Below are 18,930 nucleotides of genomic sequence, written 5' to 3' on the forward strand. Positions count from 1 at the left end.
GCGGCGAGAAAGATAGGGTGGGCGGCTCGCCGAAGCGGGTCGTCCGTCCTATCTTTGTTCCCACCATGCCCCAGCGATCCGGAAGCGCCGATCTGCCCCTGCATGGCGGCCGTGTGCCGCCCTGGCTGGCGGAGCGCATGACGCGGCTCGGCGCGGTGATCTGCGAGGCCATCGTCCAGCATTATGGCCGCGACGAATTGCTGAGCCGGCTGGCCCATCCCTTCTGGTTCCAGTCCTTTGGGGCGGTGATGGGGATGGACTGGCACTCCTCCGGCATCACCACCAGCGTCATCGGCGCGCTGAAGCGCGGGCTGGCGCCGCTGTCGGGCGAGCTTGGCCTGCATGTCTGCGGCGGGCGCGGCAGGCATTCGCGCAAGACGCCGCAGGAACTGGAGGCGATTGGCGCGCGCATCGGTTTCGATGGCGCGGCGCTCGCCACCGCCAGCCGTCTCGTCGCCAAGGTCGACAGCGCCGCGGTGCAGGACGGCTTTGATCTCTATCTCCACGGCTTCATCGTCGCCGATGACGGCAAATGGGTCGTGGTCCAGCAGGGCATGAGCGACGAACGCCGGCAGGCGCGGCGCTATCATTGGCTGTCGGAGGGGCTGAGCAGCTTCCTCGACGATCCGCATTCCGCGATCGAGGGGGAAGGCAAGGGCGAGATCGTCAATCTTGCCGACCGCCGCGCGGAGAAATCCCGCCACGCCCAGCTCGACCTGCTCGCTGCGCTCGGTCCCGATGGCATCGCCCGGCAATATGCGGCGCTCATAGAAGTGCCGGAGCCCGCGCCGGCTCCGGAGGCGGAGCAGATGCTGCTGCCGCATCTGATCATGCCGGCGCATCACGAAGTGCGCGCCGAGGACGTGGTGCAGCCGCGCTTGCAGGCCGCGCTCGCCGCAGCCGCCGATCGCGGCCCGGAGGATTTCGCCGACCTTCTGCTGGTGCCCGGCGTCGGCGCCCGCACCGTCGAGGCGCTGGCGCTGGTCGCCGAGGTGGTTCACGGCACGCCCTGCCGCTTCACCGATCCGGCGCGCTTCTCCTTTGCCCATGGCGGCAAGGACCGGCATCCGTTCCCGGTGCCGATCCGGGTCTATGACCAGACCATCGAGGTGATGAAGTCGGCCATCGGCAAGGCCAGGCTCGGCCAGTCCGAGGAACTGGCGGCGATCCGGCGCCTCGACGACCAGACCCGCCAGCTGGAGCGCGCCGCCGGCGGGCGAAGCTGGGACGAGGTGGTGGCCGAGGAGATGCGCATGTCGCCGAGCTATGGCGGGCGCAGCGTGTTCGGCTGGGAGCCGGGCTAGGGCCCAACCGCTTCGAGCGCATGCGCCGCCGAATCCTGCCGGCCGCGGACAAAACTTCTGCACCGATTGTCGAAAGCGTCGGTCCTTCCCCGACATTGGCATGACGGGACATGATGTCCCGGACACCGAAGCGGAGTTTCCGATGCGCTACATGATGCTGATCCACCACGACGAAGCCGCGCTCGCCAAGGCGCCGCCATCGCTCTGGGGCGACTACGCCGCCTTCAATGAGGCGATCGCGAAGGCCGGTATCTCGTACCAACCGGGCAACCGGCTCCAGCCGAGCTCGGCGGCGAGCACCGTGCGCGTCGCCGGCGACAAGGCCGCCGTCCTCGACGGGCCCTATGCCGATACCAAGGAGCAGCTCGCCGGCTATTTCATGATCGATGTGCCGGACCTCGACCAGGCGATCGTCTGGGCGACGCGGTGCCCGAGCGCGCGCTATGGCAGCATCGAAATCCGCCCGCTTCATACGGCCTGACATGCCGGCGGAGACGAGAAATGAGGCGGGGCGAGCGGCCGAGCGCGTTGCGCGCGAAAGCTTCGGCCGGCTGGTCGCCTTCCTCGCCGCGCGGCCGAGGGATGTGGCCGCCGCCGAGGATGCGCTGTCGGAGGCCTTTGCCGCGGCGCTTCGCCAGTGGCCCGAGCGCGGCATTCCCGACAACCCCGCCGCGTGGCTCCTGGCCGTCGCGCGGCGGCGCGGCACCGACGCAGCGCGGCGGCGCGCGGTCGAGACCGGCGGCGCGGACCTTCTCGTGCTGATGGCGGAGGAACTTGAGGCGGTGGCTTCGTCGCCCGAGGCGATTCCCGACCGCCGCCTCGCGCTCATGTTCGCCTGCGCGCATCCGGCGATCGACCGCGGGATGCGCGCGCCGCTGATCCTCCAGGCCGTTGTCGGCCTCACTGCGATGGACATCGCGGCAGCATTCCTCGTGCCGCCCAGGACCATGGGCCAGCGGCTGGTGCGGGCGAAGAACCGCATCCGCGACACCGGCATCCCGTTTCGCGTGCCCGACCGTGAGGAACTGCCGGAGCGGCTCGACACGGTGCTCGAGGCGATCTACGCCGCCTTTGCGCGGGGTTGGCACGAACTCGACGACAGCGCCCCGCGGCTCGCCGAAGAGGCGATCTGGCTCGGCCAGGTCGTGGTGGGGCTTCTCCCGGACGAGCCTGAGGCGAAGGGAATGCTGGCGTTGATGTTTTATGCCGAGGCCCGACGCCGGGCGCGGCGGACCGACGGCGGGGCATTCGTTCCACTGGAGGAGCAGGATGTCGCCCGTTGGGACCGGGACGCGCTCACCACGGCGGAACGGCTCTTGAGCGAAGCGAGCGCCGCCGGGCCGAGCGGCCGCTATCAGATCGAGGCGGCGATCCAGTCGGCCCACGTTGCGCGGCGGCTCGGTGGCGCCGCGACGTGGCCGGCGATCGTCGCCCTCTATGATCACCTCCTCGCGCTGACCGGCTCGCCGGTCGTCGCGCTCAACCGCGCGGTCGCTCTCGCCGAGACCGACGGCCCGGGCGCGGCGCTCGCCGCGCTCGACCCACTCGGAGCCGACGAACGGCTGGCCGGCTACCAGCCCTATTGGGCGGCGCGCGGCGCTCTCCTGGTCCGCGCCGGCCGGACGAGCGAGGCGCGGGAAGCGCTGACGCTCGCGCTCGGCCTCGCTGACGATCCCGCCGTGCGGGCCTATCTCCGCGCGCGGCTCGACGGGCTGTCGGAAACCTCCATCGACACAAAGGGGCGCACCCAATAGGGAGTCAGGCGCCCACCGAAGGTACACTGTGGCGGAACTCTGCTTCGCGCCGCTCGTTGCCGTAGCGATTTCAGCGCGCGAGGGGCTTTCATGCCGCAGGTTTCACTCACCAAGGACCGTGCCGACGATGGCGCGACAGCGCGGCCCGTGGTCTTCCTGCCGACTGGTGGAAGCTCGTCCGACCATCGGGCGCTCACCACGAAGGAGCTGGCGCGCCGCATCGCCCGGCTGACCGGGAGCGAATTCCTCGGCGCCCACAGCGAGCATATGGCCGGTGGACGCCCGCTCTATTTCGTGCCGGACAGCACGCTCGATGCGGTCCTCGCCGAACATCTCGGCATTGTCGGCCCGCGCGACCTATTCGGTGGCGTGGTCCGGTTTCCCTTCATGGCCACCAAGGCGATCTCGCACGCGCTGGTCTCGCCCGATGCGGCGCGGGTGGAGGGGTGGCAGCCGGCCTTCACCGATGCGGTACGTGAGGCGACGCTGCTCGGCTTCACCGCCTTCTCGCGGACAGACGCACTGGCGGCCGCGGCGCTGCTGCTGGAGCGCGGCCGGGTTCGGCTGAAGGCGCCAGCTGCGGACGGCGGTGTCGGGCAGAGCGTGGTTGCCGATCAGCGGGAGTTCGACGAGGCGCTGGCCGCCACGGACGAGGCGGACTTCGGTGTCCATGGCCTCGTCATCGAGGAGGATCTGGCCGACGTCACCACTTTCAGCGTCGGCGAGATCCGGATCGGCGACGCGCTCATTGCCTATTGCGGCACCCAGCGCACCACATTGGCCAATGACCATTCGATCGCCTATGGCGGTTCGCGCCTGTTCGTGGTGCGCGGCGGCTTTGCCGAGCTTGCCGGTGCCCGGCTGGCGCCGCTTGCCTTGCAGGCAGCCTCGCTCGCCCATCTCTACGACGCGGCGGCGAACGCGCATCTGCCGGGCCTGATCGCCTCCCGCCGCAATTACGATGTCGCCGCCGGCAAGGATGGCCGGGGCATGTTGCGCGTCGGCGTGCTGGAGCAGTCCTGGCGGCTCGGCGGGGCGAGCGGCGCTGAGATCGCCGCGTTCGAAGCTTTCAAGGCGGACCCCCGGCTGGTCGCGGTGGAGGCGGCGTGCGTCGAGGTCTACGGCCATCGCGCACAGGTGCCGGACGACGCCGTCGTCTATTATCAGGGCGATGATCCCGCGGTCGGCCGGCTCACCAAATATGCGCTGATCGAGGCCCGGCATCATGCATTGTGACGCTGTCTGCATTCCGGTCGACGGCACCCATGTCGACGGCACCTTCGCCGTGCCGCGCACCGGCGTGCCGGGCATATTGTTCCTGCATGGCTGGACCGGCAGCCAGGCCGGCGACCTGAAGCGCGCTGCCAAGATCGCGACGCTCGGCTGCGTCTGCCTCACCTTCGACTTGCGCGGCCATGCGGCGACCGAGGCAATCCGCATGGACGTGACACCGCGCGAGAACCTGCACGACGCCGTCGCCGCTTATGATGCGTTGGTCAACCATCCCATGGTCGACAGGTCCGCCATCGCCGTGGTCGGCAGCAGCTATGGCGCCTATCTCGGCACCATATTGTCGACGTTCCGCCCGGTGCGCTGGATGTCGCTGCGGGTGCCGGCGCTCTATCGCGACGCGCATTGGACCCTCGCCAAGGGCCGGCTCGACCGCCTGGACCTCACCTATTACCGCAATGAGAAGGTCGATCCCGAGGACAACCGCGCGCTTCGCGCCTGCGCACGCTTCGAGGGTGACGTGCTGATGATCGAATCCGAGCACGACGACCTGGTGCCGCACTCGACCATTGCCAACTACATGACCGCATTCCGCCATGCGCGGTCCATGACTTACCGCGTCATTACCGACGCCGACCACGCACTGTCAGAGGTCGCCCACCGACAGGCCTATACGGCCCTGCTGGTCGACTGGATCCGCGAGATGGTGCTCGGCGCGCGGTGAGGGCGGGCTCCGTCAGGAGGCCTTCGCCCTCGGCTCCGTATCCTCGTCGAAGTCGATGTCGCCGGCGACCAGCACCTCCAGTTCACGGACGATCGTGGTGAGGTTCGCTTCACTGACATCGATCTCGAACACCTCGCCGCGGTCGTCGATGATGTGGATGATGAAGCCGTGCGCGCCACGCTGGGCGCCGAAGCCCTCCAGCGTGCGTTTCTGCGGTTGCGAATGCATGATCGGACCTCCCCCGGAAAGCGGTGGTACTGCATTCGGTCAAACGGCCAGAGGCGGCCGAGGTTCCCTGACGCTCATGCCGGCGTGATCGCGCGAGGGGAACGCATCGCGCGCCGAGACATTCCCCCTCAGGAACTCAGCCCATCCGATCAACAGGAAGAATAGTCATGGCTTTACTCGTTTCCCGTATGGCGCTGGCGGTTTGTCTGGTGCTCGGCGCGTCGGGCGTGGCCTGGCCGCAGACCGGCGGAACCAGCGGCACGGGGGGCGCGTCCGGCGCGGCCGGGGCCACATCGCCGGGCACTGCGTCGCCAGGCACAGCCGGCGGACTACAGACCAACGCTCCGGCTCTGAATGCTCCGACCGGTGGCAACCCGGCCTTGCGCAATCCGTCCGCGGCGTCACCGTCGCCCAACAGCGTGGTACCGCCGCCACGGGTGCCACCGACGCCGCAGCCGACCTGCGTGACCCAGAATTGCGGTGTCCCAAACATCGTCGCGCCACCGCGCTAGCACATGTTCCGAAAAAGCGATGAGAACATGAACTAAACTATGGAATGTTAGGCTCTATACGCTCGTATGATTTCATGCGAGCGTATGGATCCTAAGGAATTACTGACGTAACGGCCGCTCATGCGGGTGTGATCATAAGGACCGGCTGTATCCGGAACCTGGGCCGCACTGCGGCATTGCGGTTTGCGGAGGGCATTCCCACTCCTGACGGAGAGGAGATAGTCCATGACCTTATCCATCCCCCGCATGACACTCGTACTCGGCCTGCTGCTCGCCGGCACCGGCGCGGCTTCCGCACAGATGGCCGGCGGCACCGGCAGTGTCCTTGGCAGCACCAGCAATGGGCTCCAGACCAATGCTCCGGCGCTGATGGCGCCCACGGAAGGCGATCCGCTTTTGAGCAATCCTGCATCCCTCGAGCCGACGCCGACCCTCGGCGTACCGGTGCCGCGAGTTCCGGCGACGCCGCAGCTCACCTGCGTGACGCTGCAGTGCGGCTTGCCGACCAGCACGACGCCGCTCATCGAGACCGAGCCCCGCATGGCGACGACGTCGCAGATGCCGGGTTCGCAAATGATGGGTTCGCAAATGATGGGTTCGCGCATGATGACCCCGCACATGGCTGGGCGGATGCGCTAGGCAGTTTCTCCGGCCACAATGAGGAACGGCCAGTCGGCGGCGAGGTGCAGTTCATCGTCGGCTTCCACACGACGCCCGGAGAGCAGGTCCGTGCCGGCGCCGCCGTGCCAATGCAACGCGGCGGTGGTCTGTGCGGGCATGCGTGTCGGCACCGCGACGGATATGTTCTCGCGCCCGCTCGACCGGGTGAAGCCAAACCAGCGCCAGGGCGATGGTGCGAAGGCGAGCGGTGCATAGTCGCCGGAGACGAGCGCGTCGCCGCTCTGCCTCGCCTGCAGCAGCCGATGGACGAGGTCGAACTTCGCCGCCTCGCCCGCGTGGTGGGGCGGCGCGGCCGTCAGCAACGCCTGGCGCCCGGTCCAGTCGACGGGCCGCCTGTTGTCGGGATCGACGAGCGAGTAGTCCGGGCATTCGGTGCCCTGGTAGAAGTCCGGCGTTCCCGGCAAGGTGAGTTGCAGGATGGTCTGCGCCAGGCTGACGAGGCGAGCAGGGCGCTCGATCTCCGCGAGCATGCTGGCGAACTCGTCGCGATAGCGGGCCGCGTCCGGCGCGCCGATGAGCGTCCGGGCGAAACGCAGGCAGCCCTCTTCATAGGCGGCGTCCGGCGTCTCCCATGAGGAGTGCCGCTTGGCCTCGCGCAGCGCCTTCACCAGATAGCTTTCCATTCGTTCCGGCGAGATCGGGCACGCGGCGAGCAAGGTCTGCTGGATCAGCCGGAAATCGACGTCGTCCGGGATCGCTTGCCCATTCATGGACTGTCGCAGCGGCGCGCAGAGCGTTTCCGCGCGCGCCACGAAATCCAGCCAGCGCTCGGGGATGAAAGACAATGCATTCAGCCGTGCCCGTGTCTCCGGACCGCGCTTGGTATCGTGCGTGGCCAGCGGGATGAGGTCGCTTGAGCCGGCGGCCGCCCGCGCCGCGAAGCGGGCATGCATCTCCTCCGGTTCGCGCCACGGAACCTCGACATTGCCGCCGACCTCATTGGCCGAGAGCAGCGTCACATTGCGATAAAGCTCGGTGTCTTCGAAGCCCTTGGCCATGGCAGGGCCCGAGAGCTGCTGGAAGCGCGAGCGAAACTGCCGGTCGCTCTCGGTCTGCGGCGCCTTCAGACGTTCCAGCAGGAGCGAGGCGGCGGCAGCCGTGAGCGGATCTTCGCTCCGCGCCGCCGCGTCCGCGATTTCATCCCAGATCGCCGCGTCCTCGGCGGAGTGCCGGTCGAAGGTGGCGTAGCTGCGATAGACCGGGCAGTGCACCAGCAGCGCCACGACGCCGCGGCGCAGCGCGGTCTCGGTGAGGTCGGCCGCGCGCATGGCCTCGTCGAGACCGTCACGGGCGAGGCGGGCGAGCGCGTCGACCTCGGTGGCGAGGCTTGCCTGCAGCACGTCGCGCTTGGCCGAAGCGACGCGCTCGGCCGGCGTACCGGTGATGAGGTTACGCGCGCGCAGATCCGCATCGAAGGCGCGCCAGCCCGCTTCGTCGATGAACAGGCCATTGAGGTCGTTGAGCCGCTCATAGCCGGTGGTGCCTTCAATGGGCCAGTCGCGCAGCGTCTCGTGCCGCTCCAGTATCTTCTCGACGAGGATCGGCACGTCGGGACCGACGGCGGCGCGCAGGTCGTCCAGATAGCGCGCCGGATCCATGAGCCCGTCTATGTGGTCGACGCGCAGGCCGTCGACCTTGCCGGCGCGCACCAACTCAAGGGCGAGGGCATGGGTCGCGGCGAACACCTCGTGGTCTTCGACCTGTACCCCGATCAGGTCGGTGATGTTGAAGAAGCGGCGATAGTTGAGATCATCCGCGGCGGTGCGCCACCAGGAAAGGCGCCAGTGCTGGGCGTCCAGAATTGGCTGCAGGTCGGCGGCGTCCAGCGTGGCTGCGAGTGCCTCGCGGGCCAAGGGCAACACGACGCCAAGCGTGGCACGCGCCTTCGCGATCCCCGACGGGGAAAGGTTGCCATCCGCAAGCCCGGCCCAGGCCGCCGCGGCATCGCCCAATGCGGGCTCCGCGCGCGCCGCTGTGGCGAGCAGCGCGGCAGCGCTTGCCGCAGAGAGCGGGTAGCCGTTCTCGCCATAGGCGACGGCGAGCAGCCGCCCTGTCGCATAATCCGCTTCGAGCTTGATCGCGCCGGCCGCGAGGCTCGCCTGCAAGGCATCGCCGAGCACCGGGAGCAGTATCCGGCCATGCTCGCGATCGGTATCCCACTGGATGTCGAAGAATTTGGCCGCGGGGGCGGCGCGGCCGAATTCCAGCACGTCCATCCAGTAGGGATTGTGCGGCGAGGCGGCCATGTGGTTCGGCACGATGTCGAGGATGAGGCCGAGCCCGCGCCGGCGCAGTTCGGCATGCAGGCGCTCGAAGCCTTCCTCGCCGCCGAGCTCCGGATTGATGCGGTTGGGGTCGGTGACGTCGTAGCCGTGCCGCGAGCCGGGCACCGCCGCAAAGATCGGCGAGGCATAGAGATGGCTGATGCCGAGCTCCGCGAGATAAGGCACCAGCGCTTCAGCCGCGGCGAAGGGGAAGTCGCGGTGGAACTGCAGGCGATAGGTGGCGGTGAGCCTTGGGCGGTTCATGGCGGCGTCACCCAGACAGCACCGGCAAAGGGACCGAGCGCGAGACGTCCATTGGCGTCGACCGCGGCGTCGCCGACGTATTCCGCAGGCGGTTCATGCGGAGCATCGACCAGCACCGGCGAGCCGATCGGATTGATCGCCATGGTGAGCGCACCGGCGGCGAAGCGCCAGGTGATGCGCAAGGTGTCGCCGTCGCGCGCGCTCTCCGCGCCGAGATAGCTGCTGCCGGTCAGCGGCCAGATGAGACGGCGGCGGGCCTGCGTGAGATGCCGGAAGGCCGCGAGTTCCGCCTGCGCATGCGTCGTCGCGAAATCGGCGGACGCGATCTTTGCGGATCGGAACGTCGCCTCATCCAGCGGGTCGGGGAAGCTCGCCGCGGCATCGGCGTGCTGGCGGAAGAAGTCCGGAAACTCGCTGCGCCGGCCGTTGCGCACCGCTTCCGCGAGATCACCATCGAAGTCGCAGAAGAACGGGAAGGGCGTCGCCAGTAATGCCTCCTCGCCCATGAACAATAGCGGGATCTCCGGCGACAGCATCAGCGCGAAGCGCAGCAGCGTGAGGCGTTCAGGCGGCACCGAGGCCGCGAGCCGGTCGCCGAGCGGGCGGTTGCCGATATGATCGTGGTTCTGGATGAAGGACACGAACGCATCGGGCGGCAGGCCGGAGGACGGCGCGCCGCGCGGGTGGCCGCGGGCGTCCGGATAAGGATCGCCCTGGAACACGAAGCCTTCGCTCAGGGCACGTGCAGCGCCCTCGATCGGGTCGGCCGCATAGGGCGCGTAATAGCCGCCGCGCTCGCCGGTCGCCAGCACGTGGAAGACATGGTGCCAGTCGTCGTTCCATTGCGCGGTGTAGAGCGCGTCGTCCCGCGTCATCCAGCCGGAGGCGTTGTCGTGGTTTTCCAGCACGAGCCAGGCGTCCGGCTTCACCGCGCGGCAGCCGGCCGCCAGTTCGCGCAGGAAGGTCTCGACGCCGTTGGTCGCCAGCGCATGGACGGCATCGAAGCGCAGGCCGTCGAAATCGAGCGCGGCGAGCCAGTATTGCGCGTTCTCGATGAAGAAGGCCCGCACCAGCGGGTTTTCGAGATCGATGGCGGCGCCCCACGGCGTCGCTATGTCCTCGCGGAAGAACGACTTTGCATAGAGCGGCAGGTAGTTCCCGCTCGGGCCGAAATGGTTGTAGACGACGTCGAGCAGCACTTCGATCCCGCGCGCATGGGCGGCATCGATAAGGGCACGCAAATCCTCGCGGGTGCCGTAGCTGCGGTCGGCGGCGTAGAGCAGCACGCCGTCATAGCCCCAGTTCCAGCGGCCGGGGAAATCGGCGACCGGCATCAGCTCGATCGCGGTGAAGCCGGCCCCCGCATAATGATCGAGCCGATCGGTCAAGGCGCGGAACGTCCCCTCCGGCGTCGCCGTGCCGACATGGATCTCCGCGATGACCGCCTCGTGCCATGGCCGCGTCCGGCGACCCGAGGGGGGCGGCAGGCCGGGCTGGATCAGGCTCCAGCCATCGGCGTCATCCCTCTGCCCGCGCGAGGCCGGATCGGGCACGTCCTGGCCGGCGACGCGAAAGCGATAGGCGGTGCCGGGGCCGGTGCCGGGAACGCGCAGCGTGTACCAGCCGGCCTCGCCCGCCTGCATCGGGTGCGACTGCGCGCCTTCGATCAGCAGCTCGACTGCACCCGCGTCCGGTGCCCACAGGCGGAAGGTGGTGGCGTCGGACTCGACCAGCGGGCCGAAACGCGGAGTCACGGCCGCCACTCCCACAGCACCAGCGTGCGCGCCGGCATGGTGAAGCTCTCGCCGGGGCGGGTGCGCCTGCCCTCCAGATCGCCGCTGGTGCCGAGGATCACCTCCCAGCCGCCGCTTCGTGCCGGCGGTGTGGTGAAGGGCACGTCGACATGGGAGGCGTTCAGCATCACCAGCAGCGAATTCTCGTCCGCCGTGTCGGGCGCGAGGCGGACGGTGATGCACTTGCTATGCGGATTTTCCCAGTCCGCCGCGGTCATGCGCTTACCGCCATTGGAGAACCAGGAGACGTCCGGCTGGCCGAGCTCATTTCGGGCGCCGGTGAGAAATTCCGGCCGCGACAGCGCGCTGTAGCGCTGGCGCAAATCCGCGAGCCGAGCGACGAAGTCGGTCAGCTCGGGCTCGTTATTGCTCCAATCGACCCAGCTGATGTCGTTATCCTGGCAATAGGCGTTGTTGTTGCCGCCTTGCGAGTTGGAGCGCTCGTCGCCGCCGAGCAGCATCGGCACGCCCTGGCTGAGGAAGAGCGTCGCGAGCAGGTTCTTCTTCTGCCGCCGGCGCAGCTCGAGGATGGCGGGGTCGTCCGTCGGACCCTCGGTACCGCAGTTCCAGCTTTTATTGTCGTCGTGGCCGTCGCGATTATCCTCGCCGTTCGCCTCATTGTGCTTGTCGTTGTAGGAGACCAGATCGTCGAGGGTGAAGCCGTCATGGGCGGTGATGAAGTTCACGCTCGACCATGGCCGGCGCCGGCCTTCGCCGAATATGTCCTGCGACGCGGCGAAACGGGCGGCAAAGCCCGGCAGCAGGCCTTCCGAGCCGCACCAGAATTCGCGCACCACGTCGCGATAGTCGCCGTTCCATTCGGAGAAGCCGGGCGGAAAGGCGCCGAGCTGGTAGCCGCCCTGGCCGATGTCCCAGGGTTCGGCGATGAGCTTGAGCCCGCCGAGCGTCGGATCCTGCAGGATGGCGTTGAAGAAAGCGTGGCCGGGATCGAAGCCGTCCGGCCGCCGGCCGAGCGTGACCGCAAGGTCGAAGCGGAAGCCATCGACGCCATATTGCGTGACCCACATGCGCAGACTGTCCATCACCATCTGCAGCACACGCGGATGGGCGGTGTTCACGGCATTGCCGCAGCCGGTCATGTCGTCATAGTAGCGCGGGTCGTCCGGCATCAGCCGGTAGTAGGAGGCGTTGTCGATGCCGCGCCACGACAGCGTCGGGCCGAGATGGTTGCCCTCGCAGGTGTGGTTATAGACCACGTCCAGGATCACCTCGATGCCGGCCTGATGCAGCCGATCCACCGCCTCGCCGATCGCGTCGAGCCCGTCCTCGCCGAGATAGCGCGGCTCGGGGGCGAAGAAGCTCAGCGTGTTGTAGCCCCAATAATTCGACAGCCCGCGCTCGATCAGGTGCCGGTCCTGAGCGAAGGCATGGACCGGCAGCAATTCCAGCGCGGTGACACCAAGGCTCGCCAGATAGTCGACGATTTCCGGCTGGCCGAGCGCGGTGAAGGTGCCGCGAATGTCTTCGGGGATCAGCGGATGGCGCATGGTAAGGCCGCGCACATGGCCCTCATAGATGACGGTCTTGTGCCAGGGAACGCGAGGATGGCGGGCGGCCGCGTTCGGCTGGCCCGCTACGACACGCGCTTTCGGCATGAAGCGCGCGCTGTCGCGCTCGTCGAGCACCAGGTCGGCGTCGGGGCCGGCGCCGATGGTGTAGCCATAGAGCGCATCGTCCCAGGTCAGCTCGCCCACCAGCATGCGGGCATAGGGGTCGAGCAGCAGCTTGTTGAAGTTGAAGCGGTGACCGTCCTGCGGCGCCCAGGGGCCGAGCACGCGCCAGCCATAGACCTGGCCGCGGCCGACGCCCGGCAGATGGCAATGCCAGACACCATTGGTGCATTCGCGCAGGTCGATGCGCTCCAGCTCGGTCTCGCCATAGCGATCGAACAGGCAGAGCGTGACGCCGACGGCATTGTCCGAGAAGAGCGCGAAATTGGTTCCAGTACGGTCGACGGTAACGCCGAGCGGGAAGGCATAGCCGGGATTGACGCGTCTCATCTGGCGGCTGGAACCTCAAGCGATGGTGGCGGGAAGTGCCTTGCAGCAACCCCGCTCGTCCCGTTCGCGTTCCGCGCCGCAAGGCCTTTATTTCCGCCGCTGCCGGCCGAAGCTCAGGAGAGCTCCCTCCAGTCGGCTCCGCCGAACAACGTTTCGCCGGTATGCGATCCCGGCACCAGGATCGATACTTCGTGGCCGGCCCTGACGGCGTTCGACGCCGCATTCACCGCCGCCTCGAAGGCGGCCTCCTTGGTGACATAGGCCATGATGGTCTCGTCGCTACTGGTCTCGTCATCGTGCGCGATCCGCCAGGCGCCTGCGGCGCCGACGATGCGATAGGTCTCGATATGGCTCTCGATGTTCATGGCAACCACTCCTGCGCGGTTCCTGTGAATCAACGAGCCTGGTGGCATCTACGTTCCGTAGGAACGCTATTGATCCGGGAACCCAGCCCAAGGAGCCAGCCGCACCTATCCGACAAGGGTCGCCTTCACGGTCGCGACCGCACGCAGGCTCAGCGCGGCGATGGTGAGCGTCGGGTTGGCGGTCGCCGAGGTTGGAAACACCGCGGAGCCGAGCACGAACAGGTTGCGGTGATCGTGGCTGCGCAGATCCTTGTCGACGACCGAGCTTTTCGGGTCATCACCCATCCGCGCCGTGCCGATGATATGGCCGGCGCCCTGTGCGTCCGGGCTATGCTTGATCTGCGTCGCGCCGAGGCGCGCGAAGATGTCGTCATGGGCGGCGACGGAGGCGGCGAAGCCAGCCTTCACATAATCGTCCAGCCGGTAGGTGATGTGTGGCAGCGGCACGCCGTACATGTCGCGCTCGTCGGCATCGAGGGTCACGCGATTGTCCGGCTCCGGCAATTGCTCGACCAGCGAGGCGAGGCGGATATGACGCGAGGCCTGGTCGCGCAGCGCCGCGTCGAGCGCTTTGCCGCGCAGGCCCTGCTTGGCAAGCTCGCTCGCGGTGGAGATCGGCGCGCCGGTCGGCCAGGACCATCCATCATTGCCGATCTCGATGCGGAACGCACCGCGCTCCCGCCGGAAGTTGCCATCGCGCACATTCTCGATGCCCGAGGTCGAGAGCGGGCCACGATAGGGATAGAGCGGCGCCGGCGCCAGCGCCCACGACAGCTGGGTCGGATGGTCCATCAGGTTCCGTCCGACCTGATCGGAGCTGTTGGCGACGCCGTTCGGCAGGGTCTCGTTGCGCGAGGCGAGCAGCAAGCGTGGGCCTTCGATGGCGTGGGCGGCGATGACGAACACCTTGCCCGTGGCAAGGCCCTCGCTGCCGTCCCAGCGCTTGAAGCGCACCGCGGCGATGGTGCGGTCGGCGGCCACGTCGAGCGCAACTGCCGTGGTCTTCTCGTGCAGCGCCGCACCGGCGGCGACGGCGCGGCCGAGATGCACGGTGGCGTCGTATTTCGCTTGCACCGGGCAGACCGGGATGCAACTGGCGTTGCCGCAGCACGCCATGCGCTCGTCGCGCTCGACCGAGTTGCGGCCCTGCGGCGTGGCGCGAACCTCATAGGTCGTGCTCTTGAGCACGTCGCCGAATGCCTTGTCGAGATAGGTCGGTTGAATGACCGGCATCGGATAGGGCGTCGAGCGCGGCGAGCCGAGCGCCTCGCCGGAATCGCCGGAAACTCCGATCTCGGTCTCGGCCTGGCCGTAAAACGGCTCGAGCTCGTCATAGGAGACCGGCCAATCGACCGCCTGGCCATACGCCGTCTTCAGCCGGAAATCGTTGGGCACGAGCCGCAGGCAGGTACCGAGCCAGTGCCATGTCGTCCCGCCGACCACCTTGAGGTAGGTGCTGGCGAACTTGTCCGGGCCGCTCTGGCGGTACCAGAAATCGAGATTGTCGGAGACGGGATGCATCGCCTGCGGCACCGCCGGGTAGGGGCATTCCGGAACCTTGATCACCGCCTTCCAATAGGCATCGACGGCATTGGCGCGGTCGACTGTGGCGCCGGCCTCCAGGATCGCGACCTTGACGCCGGCTTCAGCGAGCTTCGCCGCGAGTAGCGCGCCCGCGATGCCGGAACCCACGATGATGACCTCGGCGGTGATGGTGTCGGCCATTCGTCGCGCTCCTGGAGCATATCCTTTAGAATATGCTCCAACTTGTTGAATCTAGAGTGTTTTCTTATCGATCGGATGTCTCCATCCGAACGGAAAGGGCTCTGGGTCGTCAGCCGGGCAGCTGCGACCAGTAGCCGGTTTCGCCGCCGCAATTGCCCGGCGCCTTGGTGAAGCTAAGCGCCTGCCAGACCAGTGCGTGGTCGAAGGTGGCGACAGCTTCACCCTTGCCGGTCGAATAGACGCCGGAATACCAGGCGGCGACGATCGCATCGCCCAGCTCCCGGTCGGAAGTGGGATCCGCCACGAGGCGCTTGAGGGCGTCGCCATTGCCGGTGGCGATGAAGCCGCCGAGCAGGGTGGTCGCGACATCCCGGTCGACGAGTGAGGCGGGCGCGCCGGTGAGGGTCGTGGAGAGCGCGAGGAAGCCGTTGACGTCGAGGTCGCCGTCGGCCGCCGCGAATCCATTGGATCCGGCGGTCGCGAGCGCAGCGGCGAGGGCGCCCAGAATGGCATCGCGGCGGGTGAGAATCGGCGGCATGTCCAACCTGCTTCTTTAGAATGATTGGACATCAAGACGGCGCACCCGGCAATCGATCGTTGGGATTCGCCTTGCGCCGGTCGCTTCCTGTTCAAGCGTTGTCATATATTCCATGGCTACCGTGCACTCGATGACCTGCTGGCCAGCGTTTACGATTGCGGCAAACCGCGCTAGCAGCGGGTCCGAGGGAGGATACGGATCCGATGATGTTCGAGACAGCGGCGACCCCCGAGGGCGCCATCGACCGGTTGGAGACGCTCTACAGGGCAGCGCGGCGGGCGCTACGCCATGACCTGAACCGCTTCTTCGAGACCGGACAGGCGCCGTCCGCCGAGGAACGGGCGCGCTATCGCTACCCTCTGCTGCGCGTGACCTACCAGGCGGTGGTGCCGACGGTGGTGAGGACCCGGCGCGGCTATGCGAAGTTCGCGGTGCCGGGCGTCCACCAGACCACGGTGACCCAGCCCGCCGAATTCCGCTCCTATCTCCTCGATCAGTTGCGGCCGCTCGTCGATGAGTATGGCGCAACCATCGAGACCGGCGTCAGCCGCCAGGAGATTCCCTACCCTTACGCACTCGACGGCGGCGATGAACTCGGGCGCGGCGACGTCACGGCCTCCGAGCTGGCGCGGCATTTCCCGACGCCGCTGCTGTCGCTGGTCGGCGACGAGATCGCCGACGGCACCTTCGAGCTGGTGGAGGGCGAGCCGCGCCCGCTCGCGCTGTTCGATGCCGTGCGCGTCGACTATTCGCTGCGCCGCCTCGTCCACTATACCGGGACAGACTGGCGAGCCTTCCAGTCCTGGATCCTGCTGACCAATTACCATCGCTATGTCGACCAGTTCGTCCGCTCCGGCCTTGCGGAGATCGAGGCGGGAACGGCCGAGGCACTGGTGACGCCGGCCGGCATTCGTATCGACCGCGCCAGCATCGACGCCACTGCCGCCGAGCGCGTGATGTCCGCGCCCTGGCACCGTTTCCAGATGCCGGCCTACCATCTGGTGCGGGCCAGCGGGGCGGGCGTGACGCTGGTGAATATCGGCGTCGGCCCCTCCAACGCCAAGACCATCACCGACCACCTTGCGGTGCTACGGCCGCATTGCTGGCTGATGGTCGGCCATTGCGGGGGCCTGCGGCAGACGCAGGTCATCGGCGATTATGTGCTCGCCCACGCCTATCTGCGGCAGGACGGCATTCTCGACGAAGTCGTACCGCCCGACATCCCGATACCTGCACTTGCCGAAGTACAGGTGGCGCTGCAGCAGGCGGCGGCGGATGTCACCGGCGAGGGGGGCGACCTGCTCAAGCGGCGCCTGCGCACCGGCACCGTCGTCACGCAAGACGACCGGAACTGGGAATTGCGCTGGACCCAGGAACGTCGGCGCATCAACCTCTCGCGTGCCATCGCGGTGGATATGGAATCCGGCACCGTCGCTGCGCAGGGCTACCGCCTGCGGGTGCCCTACGGCACCTTGCTGTGCGTGTCCGACAAGCCGCTGCATGGCGAGATCAAGCTGCCTGGCGCCGCCAACGCTTTCTATGAGCGCGCCGTCGGCGAGCATCTCAAGATCGGCCTCGCCGCGCTGGACAAGCTCAAGGAAGCCGGCGACATCATCCATTCGCGCAAGCTCCGCTCCTTCGACGAGCCGCCCTTCCGCTGATATGCCCTTGCCTGGGCGTAGGCATGCCGGAGCCAAGGCCGCGCTCTATCCGATCCGCGAACTGCGTGTTCGTCGTTTCGTGTTCACGGCGTCATCTCCTGCTGCCATTTCAGTGCGTCAATGGTTCCCGGCGTTGGCGGTCCCCAGGAACCGGCGCGCCATCGGAGCCGTTGACCCACAAAGCGCAACCGATCGGGTGTGTCATGGACGACCGCGAGCAACGTATCCGTGAGAAGGCATTCCAGCTCTGGCTGGAGGAGGGCCGGCCGGAGGGCCAGCAGGAGCGGCATTGGGCGCTCGCCAGCGAGCTGGTGGTGATCGAGGACAGCCAGATCGACACCAGCGTTCCGCTGGCGGAGATCCATGCCGGCGAGCCGGTCGTGCCGGTCGAGGTGCTGGAGAATGCCGGCGAATTCCCGGCCCTGACCGACCCGGGCGAAATGGCGATCCCGCACAGCACCGAAGCGGCGGCACCCGAGGCCGAGCCGACGCTGGAGGCGCCGGCGCTTGCCGCTGAACCGCCGCTTGAGGGGTCGCAGGCCGACATCCCGCCGGCACGGGAGGAGGGGGCAGCCGTGGCGCCTGAGGCGGTCGAGCCGACACCGGCGGAGCCGGCCAAAAGCGGGTCGATCTGGGAAAGCCTCGGCCTCGGCCGGAGCAGCAAGAGTTCCTGACGCCCGGTGCAGGGTAGCCGGTACGGCCCGCCGGCCGGGCGTTCATTTCCGTCTGGCCCCACGAACTTATCGCTCAGATGATCCCATCCGGGCGATAAGACTCTAGGCTTTCCTTACGAATTCGGCGCGCAGGACCAGTCCCTTGATGCCCGGATAGCGACAATCAATCTCCTGCTCGTCGCCCGTCAGATAGATGGTCTTGATCACCGTTCCGCGCTTGAGCGTCTGATTGGCGCCCTTGACCGGGAGATCCTTGATCAGCACCACGCTGTCGCCGTCGCTGAGCAGGTTGCCTACGGAGTCGCGCACCTGGACGCCGGCCGCTTGAGCTTTCAGGGCTGCGTCGGTGGGGCTGAGCCACTCACCCGTCGCTTCATCATAGACGTAGTCGCCGTCCGTACTCATTCATTCTCACCGCGTCACATCCGATGGCGGCATCATAAGCGAAGGTTCGGCGAACCCCCACCTTGATGTCCCCTGGGCGCGCATGCCCCGGCACTCTTGGTCCGGTCAACAGGCCTGGACCACGCCGAGCGCAGGAGAGCCTGTATCGAACCCCGGATACAGTATTAAGGTCGAACCTTCTTGCCGACCGGCGAGCAATGACGGAGGAGCCCAATGTTCATCGAGTTCGCGTCCGTGACCTCGGCCTTGCGCGGGCTGCTGCGCGACGGGCTGGGCGATGATGTCGTGCTGTCGAGCCGGCCGATCGACGAATTGCTCAGCCAGCCCGCCGGGCGCAACACGCTCAATGTACTGATGCTGTCGACGTCGCCGATGCGCAGTTCTGCGTCGCTGCCCTCGCTTGCCGCGGGCAGTCGCCTTCGACCGGCGCCGACCTTCGAGCTGCTCTATCTCGTCACGGCGCTCGGCACCGAGGATCTGATGGCCGAGGTGCTGCTGGAGCACGCGGCGCGGCGGTTCAGCGACATCGCGGTCCTGACGTCGGCACGGGCCGGCCTGTCCCTCGCGACCGATGGCGCGCCGCTGATCGGAACGGAACGGGCGGACTGGGTAGAGCATGACGGGCGCCTCGCCATCACGCCCTTCGCCGCCGATCTGCCGACCTGGCTCAGTGTCTGGTCGACCTTGCGATCCAGTTGGCGCCTGTCGGCGATGTACACGGTCTCGCCGGTGGCGCTGGCGCCGGGCGACACCACCCCGCCGGTGCTGGACCGGCTGGGCTGAACAC

At 67.7% G+C, this 18,930-nt stretch carries 17 protein-coding genes; 9 read left to right on the forward strand and 8 right to left on the reverse strand.

Annotated features, from left to right (window positions below):
* Window positions 1–65 precede the first annotated feature (65 nt).
* The 5 genes from G3545_RS28580 to G3545_RS28600 all read left to right on the forward strand — a co-directional run bounded on the left by G3545_RS28580 (window position 66) and on the right by G3545_RS28600 (window position 5,012).
* Window positions 66–1,304, forward strand: coding sequence for a DUF763 domain-containing protein (locus G3545_RS28580; protein WP_170017666.1), 1,239 nt, complete (start codon window positions 66–68; stop codon window positions 1,302–1,304).
* A gap of 100 nt (window positions 1,305–1,404) precedes the next feature.
* The gene (locus G3545_RS28585) at window positions 1,405–1,785 is read left to right on the forward strand and encodes a YciI family protein (protein WP_246702610.1); all 381 of its coding nucleotides are present in this window, start codon (window positions 1,405–1,407) and stop codon (window positions 1,783–1,785) included.
* A gap of 1 nt (window position 1,786) precedes the next feature.
* Window positions 1,787–3,058: a DUF6596 domain-containing protein gene (locus G3545_RS28590; protein WP_170017667.1), complete on the forward strand. Its 1,272-nt coding sequence runs from the start codon at window positions 1,787–1,789 to the stop codon at window positions 3,056–3,058.
* Between the two features lie 90 nt (window positions 3,059–3,148).
* On the forward strand, window positions 3,149–4,294 hold the full coding sequence (locus G3545_RS28595; protein WP_170017668.1) for a DUF3182 family protein: 1,146 nt from the start codon (window positions 3,149–3,151) through the stop codon (window positions 4,292–4,294).
* On the forward strand, window positions 4,284–5,012 hold the full coding sequence (locus tag G3545_RS28600) for an alpha/beta fold hydrolase (RefSeq protein WP_170017669.1): 729 nt from the start codon (window positions 4,284–4,286) through the stop codon (window positions 5,010–5,012). Before G3545_RS28595 ends, G3545_RS28600 begins: the two co-directional genes overlap by 11 nt.
* A 12-nt stretch (window positions 5,013–5,024) precedes the next feature.
* Here G3545_RS28600 and G3545_RS28605 read toward each other — a convergent pair whose 3' ends face one another.
* Window positions 5,025–5,240: a hypothetical protein gene (locus G3545_RS28605; RefSeq protein ID WP_170017670.1), complete on the reverse strand. Its 216-nt coding sequence runs from the start codon at window positions 5,238–5,240 to the stop codon at window positions 5,025–5,027.
* A gap of 737 nt (window positions 5,241–5,977) precedes the next feature.
* On the opposite strand from G3545_RS28605, the gene G3545_RS28610 reads away from it, so the two are divergent.
* A complete protein-coding gene (locus G3545_RS28610; protein WP_170017671.1) occupies window positions 5,978–6,391 on the forward strand; it encodes a hypothetical protein in 414 nt (137 codons plus the stop codon).
* On the opposite strand, the gene treY is transcribed toward G3545_RS28610, so the two are convergent.
* From treY to G3545_RS28640, 6 genes are all read right to left on the reverse strand, one after another.
* Window positions 6,388–8,961 carry a malto-oligosyltrehalose synthase gene (treY, locus tag G3545_RS28615; RefSeq protein WP_170017672.1) on the reverse strand — a complete coding sequence of 858 codons (2,574 nt, stop codon included), beginning with the start codon at window positions 8,959–8,961 and terminating at the stop codon, window positions 6,388–6,390. The two genes, G3545_RS28610 and treY, sit on opposite strands and share 4 nt — an antisense overlap.
* Window positions 8,958–10,715, reverse strand: coding sequence for a malto-oligosyltrehalose trehalohydrolase (gene treZ / locus G3545_RS28620; protein WP_170017673.1), 1,758 nt, complete (start codon window positions 10,713–10,715; stop codon window positions 8,958–8,960). The genes treY and treZ overlap by 4 nt, the downstream gene beginning before the upstream one ends.
* Window positions 10,712–12,775: a glycogen debranching protein GlgX gene (gene glgX, locus G3545_RS28625; protein WP_170017674.1), complete on the reverse strand. Its 2,064-nt coding sequence runs from the start codon at window positions 12,773–12,775 to the stop codon at window positions 10,712–10,714. The genes treZ and glgX overlap by 4 nt, the downstream gene beginning before the upstream one ends.
* Before the next feature lie 113 nt (window positions 12,776–12,888).
* Window positions 12,889–13,140, reverse strand: a complete 252-nt coding sequence (locus G3545_RS28630) for a hypothetical protein (protein WP_170017675.1) — start codon at window positions 13,138–13,140, stop codon at window positions 12,889–12,891.
* A gap of 105 nt (window positions 13,141–13,245) precedes the next feature.
* Window positions 13,246–14,865, reverse strand: a complete 1,620-nt coding sequence (locus G3545_RS28635) for a GMC family oxidoreductase (RefSeq protein ID WP_170017676.1) — start codon at window positions 14,863–14,865, stop codon at window positions 13,246–13,248.
* A 109-nt stretch (window positions 14,866–14,974) separates the two neighbouring features.
* Complete coding sequence (locus G3545_RS28640; protein WP_170017677.1) at window positions 14,975–15,403, reverse strand: sugar dehydrogenase complex small subunit; 429 nt, start codon at window positions 15,401–15,403, stop codon at window positions 14,975–14,977.
* A gap of 203 nt (window positions 15,404–15,606) precedes the next feature.
* Here G3545_RS28640 and G3545_RS28645 point away from each other — a divergent pair, with 203 nt between their 5' ends.
* Window positions 15,607–17,064 carry an AMP nucleosidase gene (locus G3545_RS28645; protein WP_170017678.1) on the forward strand — a complete coding sequence of 486 codons (1,458 nt, stop codon included), beginning with the start codon at window positions 15,607–15,609 and terminating at the stop codon, window positions 17,062–17,064.
* Window positions 17,065–17,267: 203 nt separating this feature from the next.
* The gene (locus tag G3545_RS28650) at window positions 17,268–17,738 is read left to right on the forward strand and encodes a DUF2934 domain-containing protein (RefSeq protein ID WP_170017679.1); all 471 of its coding nucleotides are present in this window, start codon (window positions 17,268–17,270) and stop codon (window positions 17,736–17,738) included.
* Between the two features lie 102 nt (window positions 17,739–17,840).
* Here the strand turns inward: G3545_RS28650 and G3545_RS28655 are convergent, their stop codons facing one another.
* The gene (locus G3545_RS28655) at window positions 17,841–18,143 is read right to left on the reverse strand and encodes an alkylphosphonate utilization protein (protein WP_170017680.1); all 303 of its coding nucleotides are present in this window, start codon (window positions 18,141–18,143) and stop codon (window positions 17,841–17,843) included.
* 213 nt (window positions 18,144–18,356) lie between these two features.
* Between G3545_RS28655 and G3545_RS28660 the strand changes: the two genes are divergently transcribed.
* Entirely contained in the window at window positions 18,357–18,926 is a 570-nt protein-coding gene (locus G3545_RS28660) for a Pvc16 family protein (protein WP_170017681.1), read from the forward strand.
* The last annotated feature ends 4 nt before the right edge of the window (window positions 18,927–18,930 follow it).

This window comes from Starkeya sp. ORNL1 (assembly GCF_012971745.1).
Lineage (GTDB): Bacteria > Pseudomonadota > Alphaproteobacteria > Rhizobiales > Xanthobacteraceae > Ancylobacter.

Excerpts from the sequence above, each read along its gene's own strand:
- treY (WP_170017672.1), bottom strand. The coding sequence starts at position 8,961 with ATGAACCGCCCAAGGCTCACCGCCACCTATCGCCTGCAGTTCCACCGC.
- G3545_RS28645 (WP_170017678.1), top strand. The coding sequence starts at position 15,607 with ATGATGTTCGAGACAGCGGCGACCCCCGAGGGCGCCATCGACCGGTTG.
- G3545_RS28610 (WP_170017671.1), top strand. The coding sequence starts at position 5,978 with ATGACCTTATCCATCCCCCGCATGACACTCGTACTCGGCCTGCTGCTC.
- glgX (WP_170017674.1), bottom strand. The coding sequence starts at position 12,775 with ATGAGACGCGTCAATCCCGGCTATGCCTTCCCGCTCGGCGTTACCGTC.
- G3545_RS28655 (WP_170017680.1), bottom strand. The coding sequence starts at position 18,143 with ATGAGTACGGACGGCGACTACGTCTATGATGAAGCGACGGGTGAGTGG.
- G3545_RS28585 (WP_246702610.1), top strand. The coding sequence starts at position 1,405 with ATGACGGGACATGATGTCCCGGACACCGAAGCGGAGTTTCCGATGCGC.
- G3545_RS28660 (WP_170017681.1), top strand. The coding sequence starts at position 18,357 with ATGTTCATCGAGTTCGCGTCCGTGACCTCGGCCTTGCGCGGGCTGCTG.
- G3545_RS28600 (WP_170017669.1), top strand. The coding sequence starts at position 4,284 with ATGCATTGTGACGCTGTCTGCATTCCGGTCGACGGCACCCATGTCGAC.
- G3545_RS28635 (WP_170017676.1), bottom strand. The coding sequence starts at position 14,865 with ATGGCCGACACCATCACCGCCGAGGTCATCATCGTGGGTTCCGGCATC.
- G3545_RS28630 (WP_170017675.1), bottom strand. The coding sequence starts at position 13,140 with ATGAACATCGAGAGCCATATCGAGACCTATCGCATCGTCGGCGCCGCA.
- G3545_RS28580 (WP_170017666.1), top strand. The coding sequence starts at position 66 with ATGCCCCAGCGATCCGGAAGCGCCGATCTGCCCCTGCATGGCGGCCGT.
- G3545_RS28640 (WP_170017677.1), bottom strand. The coding sequence starts at position 15,403 with ATGCCGCCGATTCTCACCCGCCGCGATGCCATTCTGGGCGCCCTCGCC.
- G3545_RS28590 (WP_170017667.1), top strand. The coding sequence starts at position 1,787 with ATGCCGGCGGAGACGAGAAATGAGGCGGGGCGAGCGGCCGAGCGCGTT.
- G3545_RS28595 (WP_170017668.1), top strand. The coding sequence starts at position 3,149 with ATGCCGCAGGTTTCACTCACCAAGGACCGTGCCGACGATGGCGCGACA.
- G3545_RS28650 (WP_170017679.1), top strand. The coding sequence starts at position 17,268 with ATGGACGACCGCGAGCAACGTATCCGTGAGAAGGCATTCCAGCTCTGG.
- G3545_RS28605 (WP_170017670.1), bottom strand. The coding sequence starts at position 5,240 with ATGCATTCGCAACCGCAGAAACGCACGCTGGAGGGCTTCGGCGCCCAG.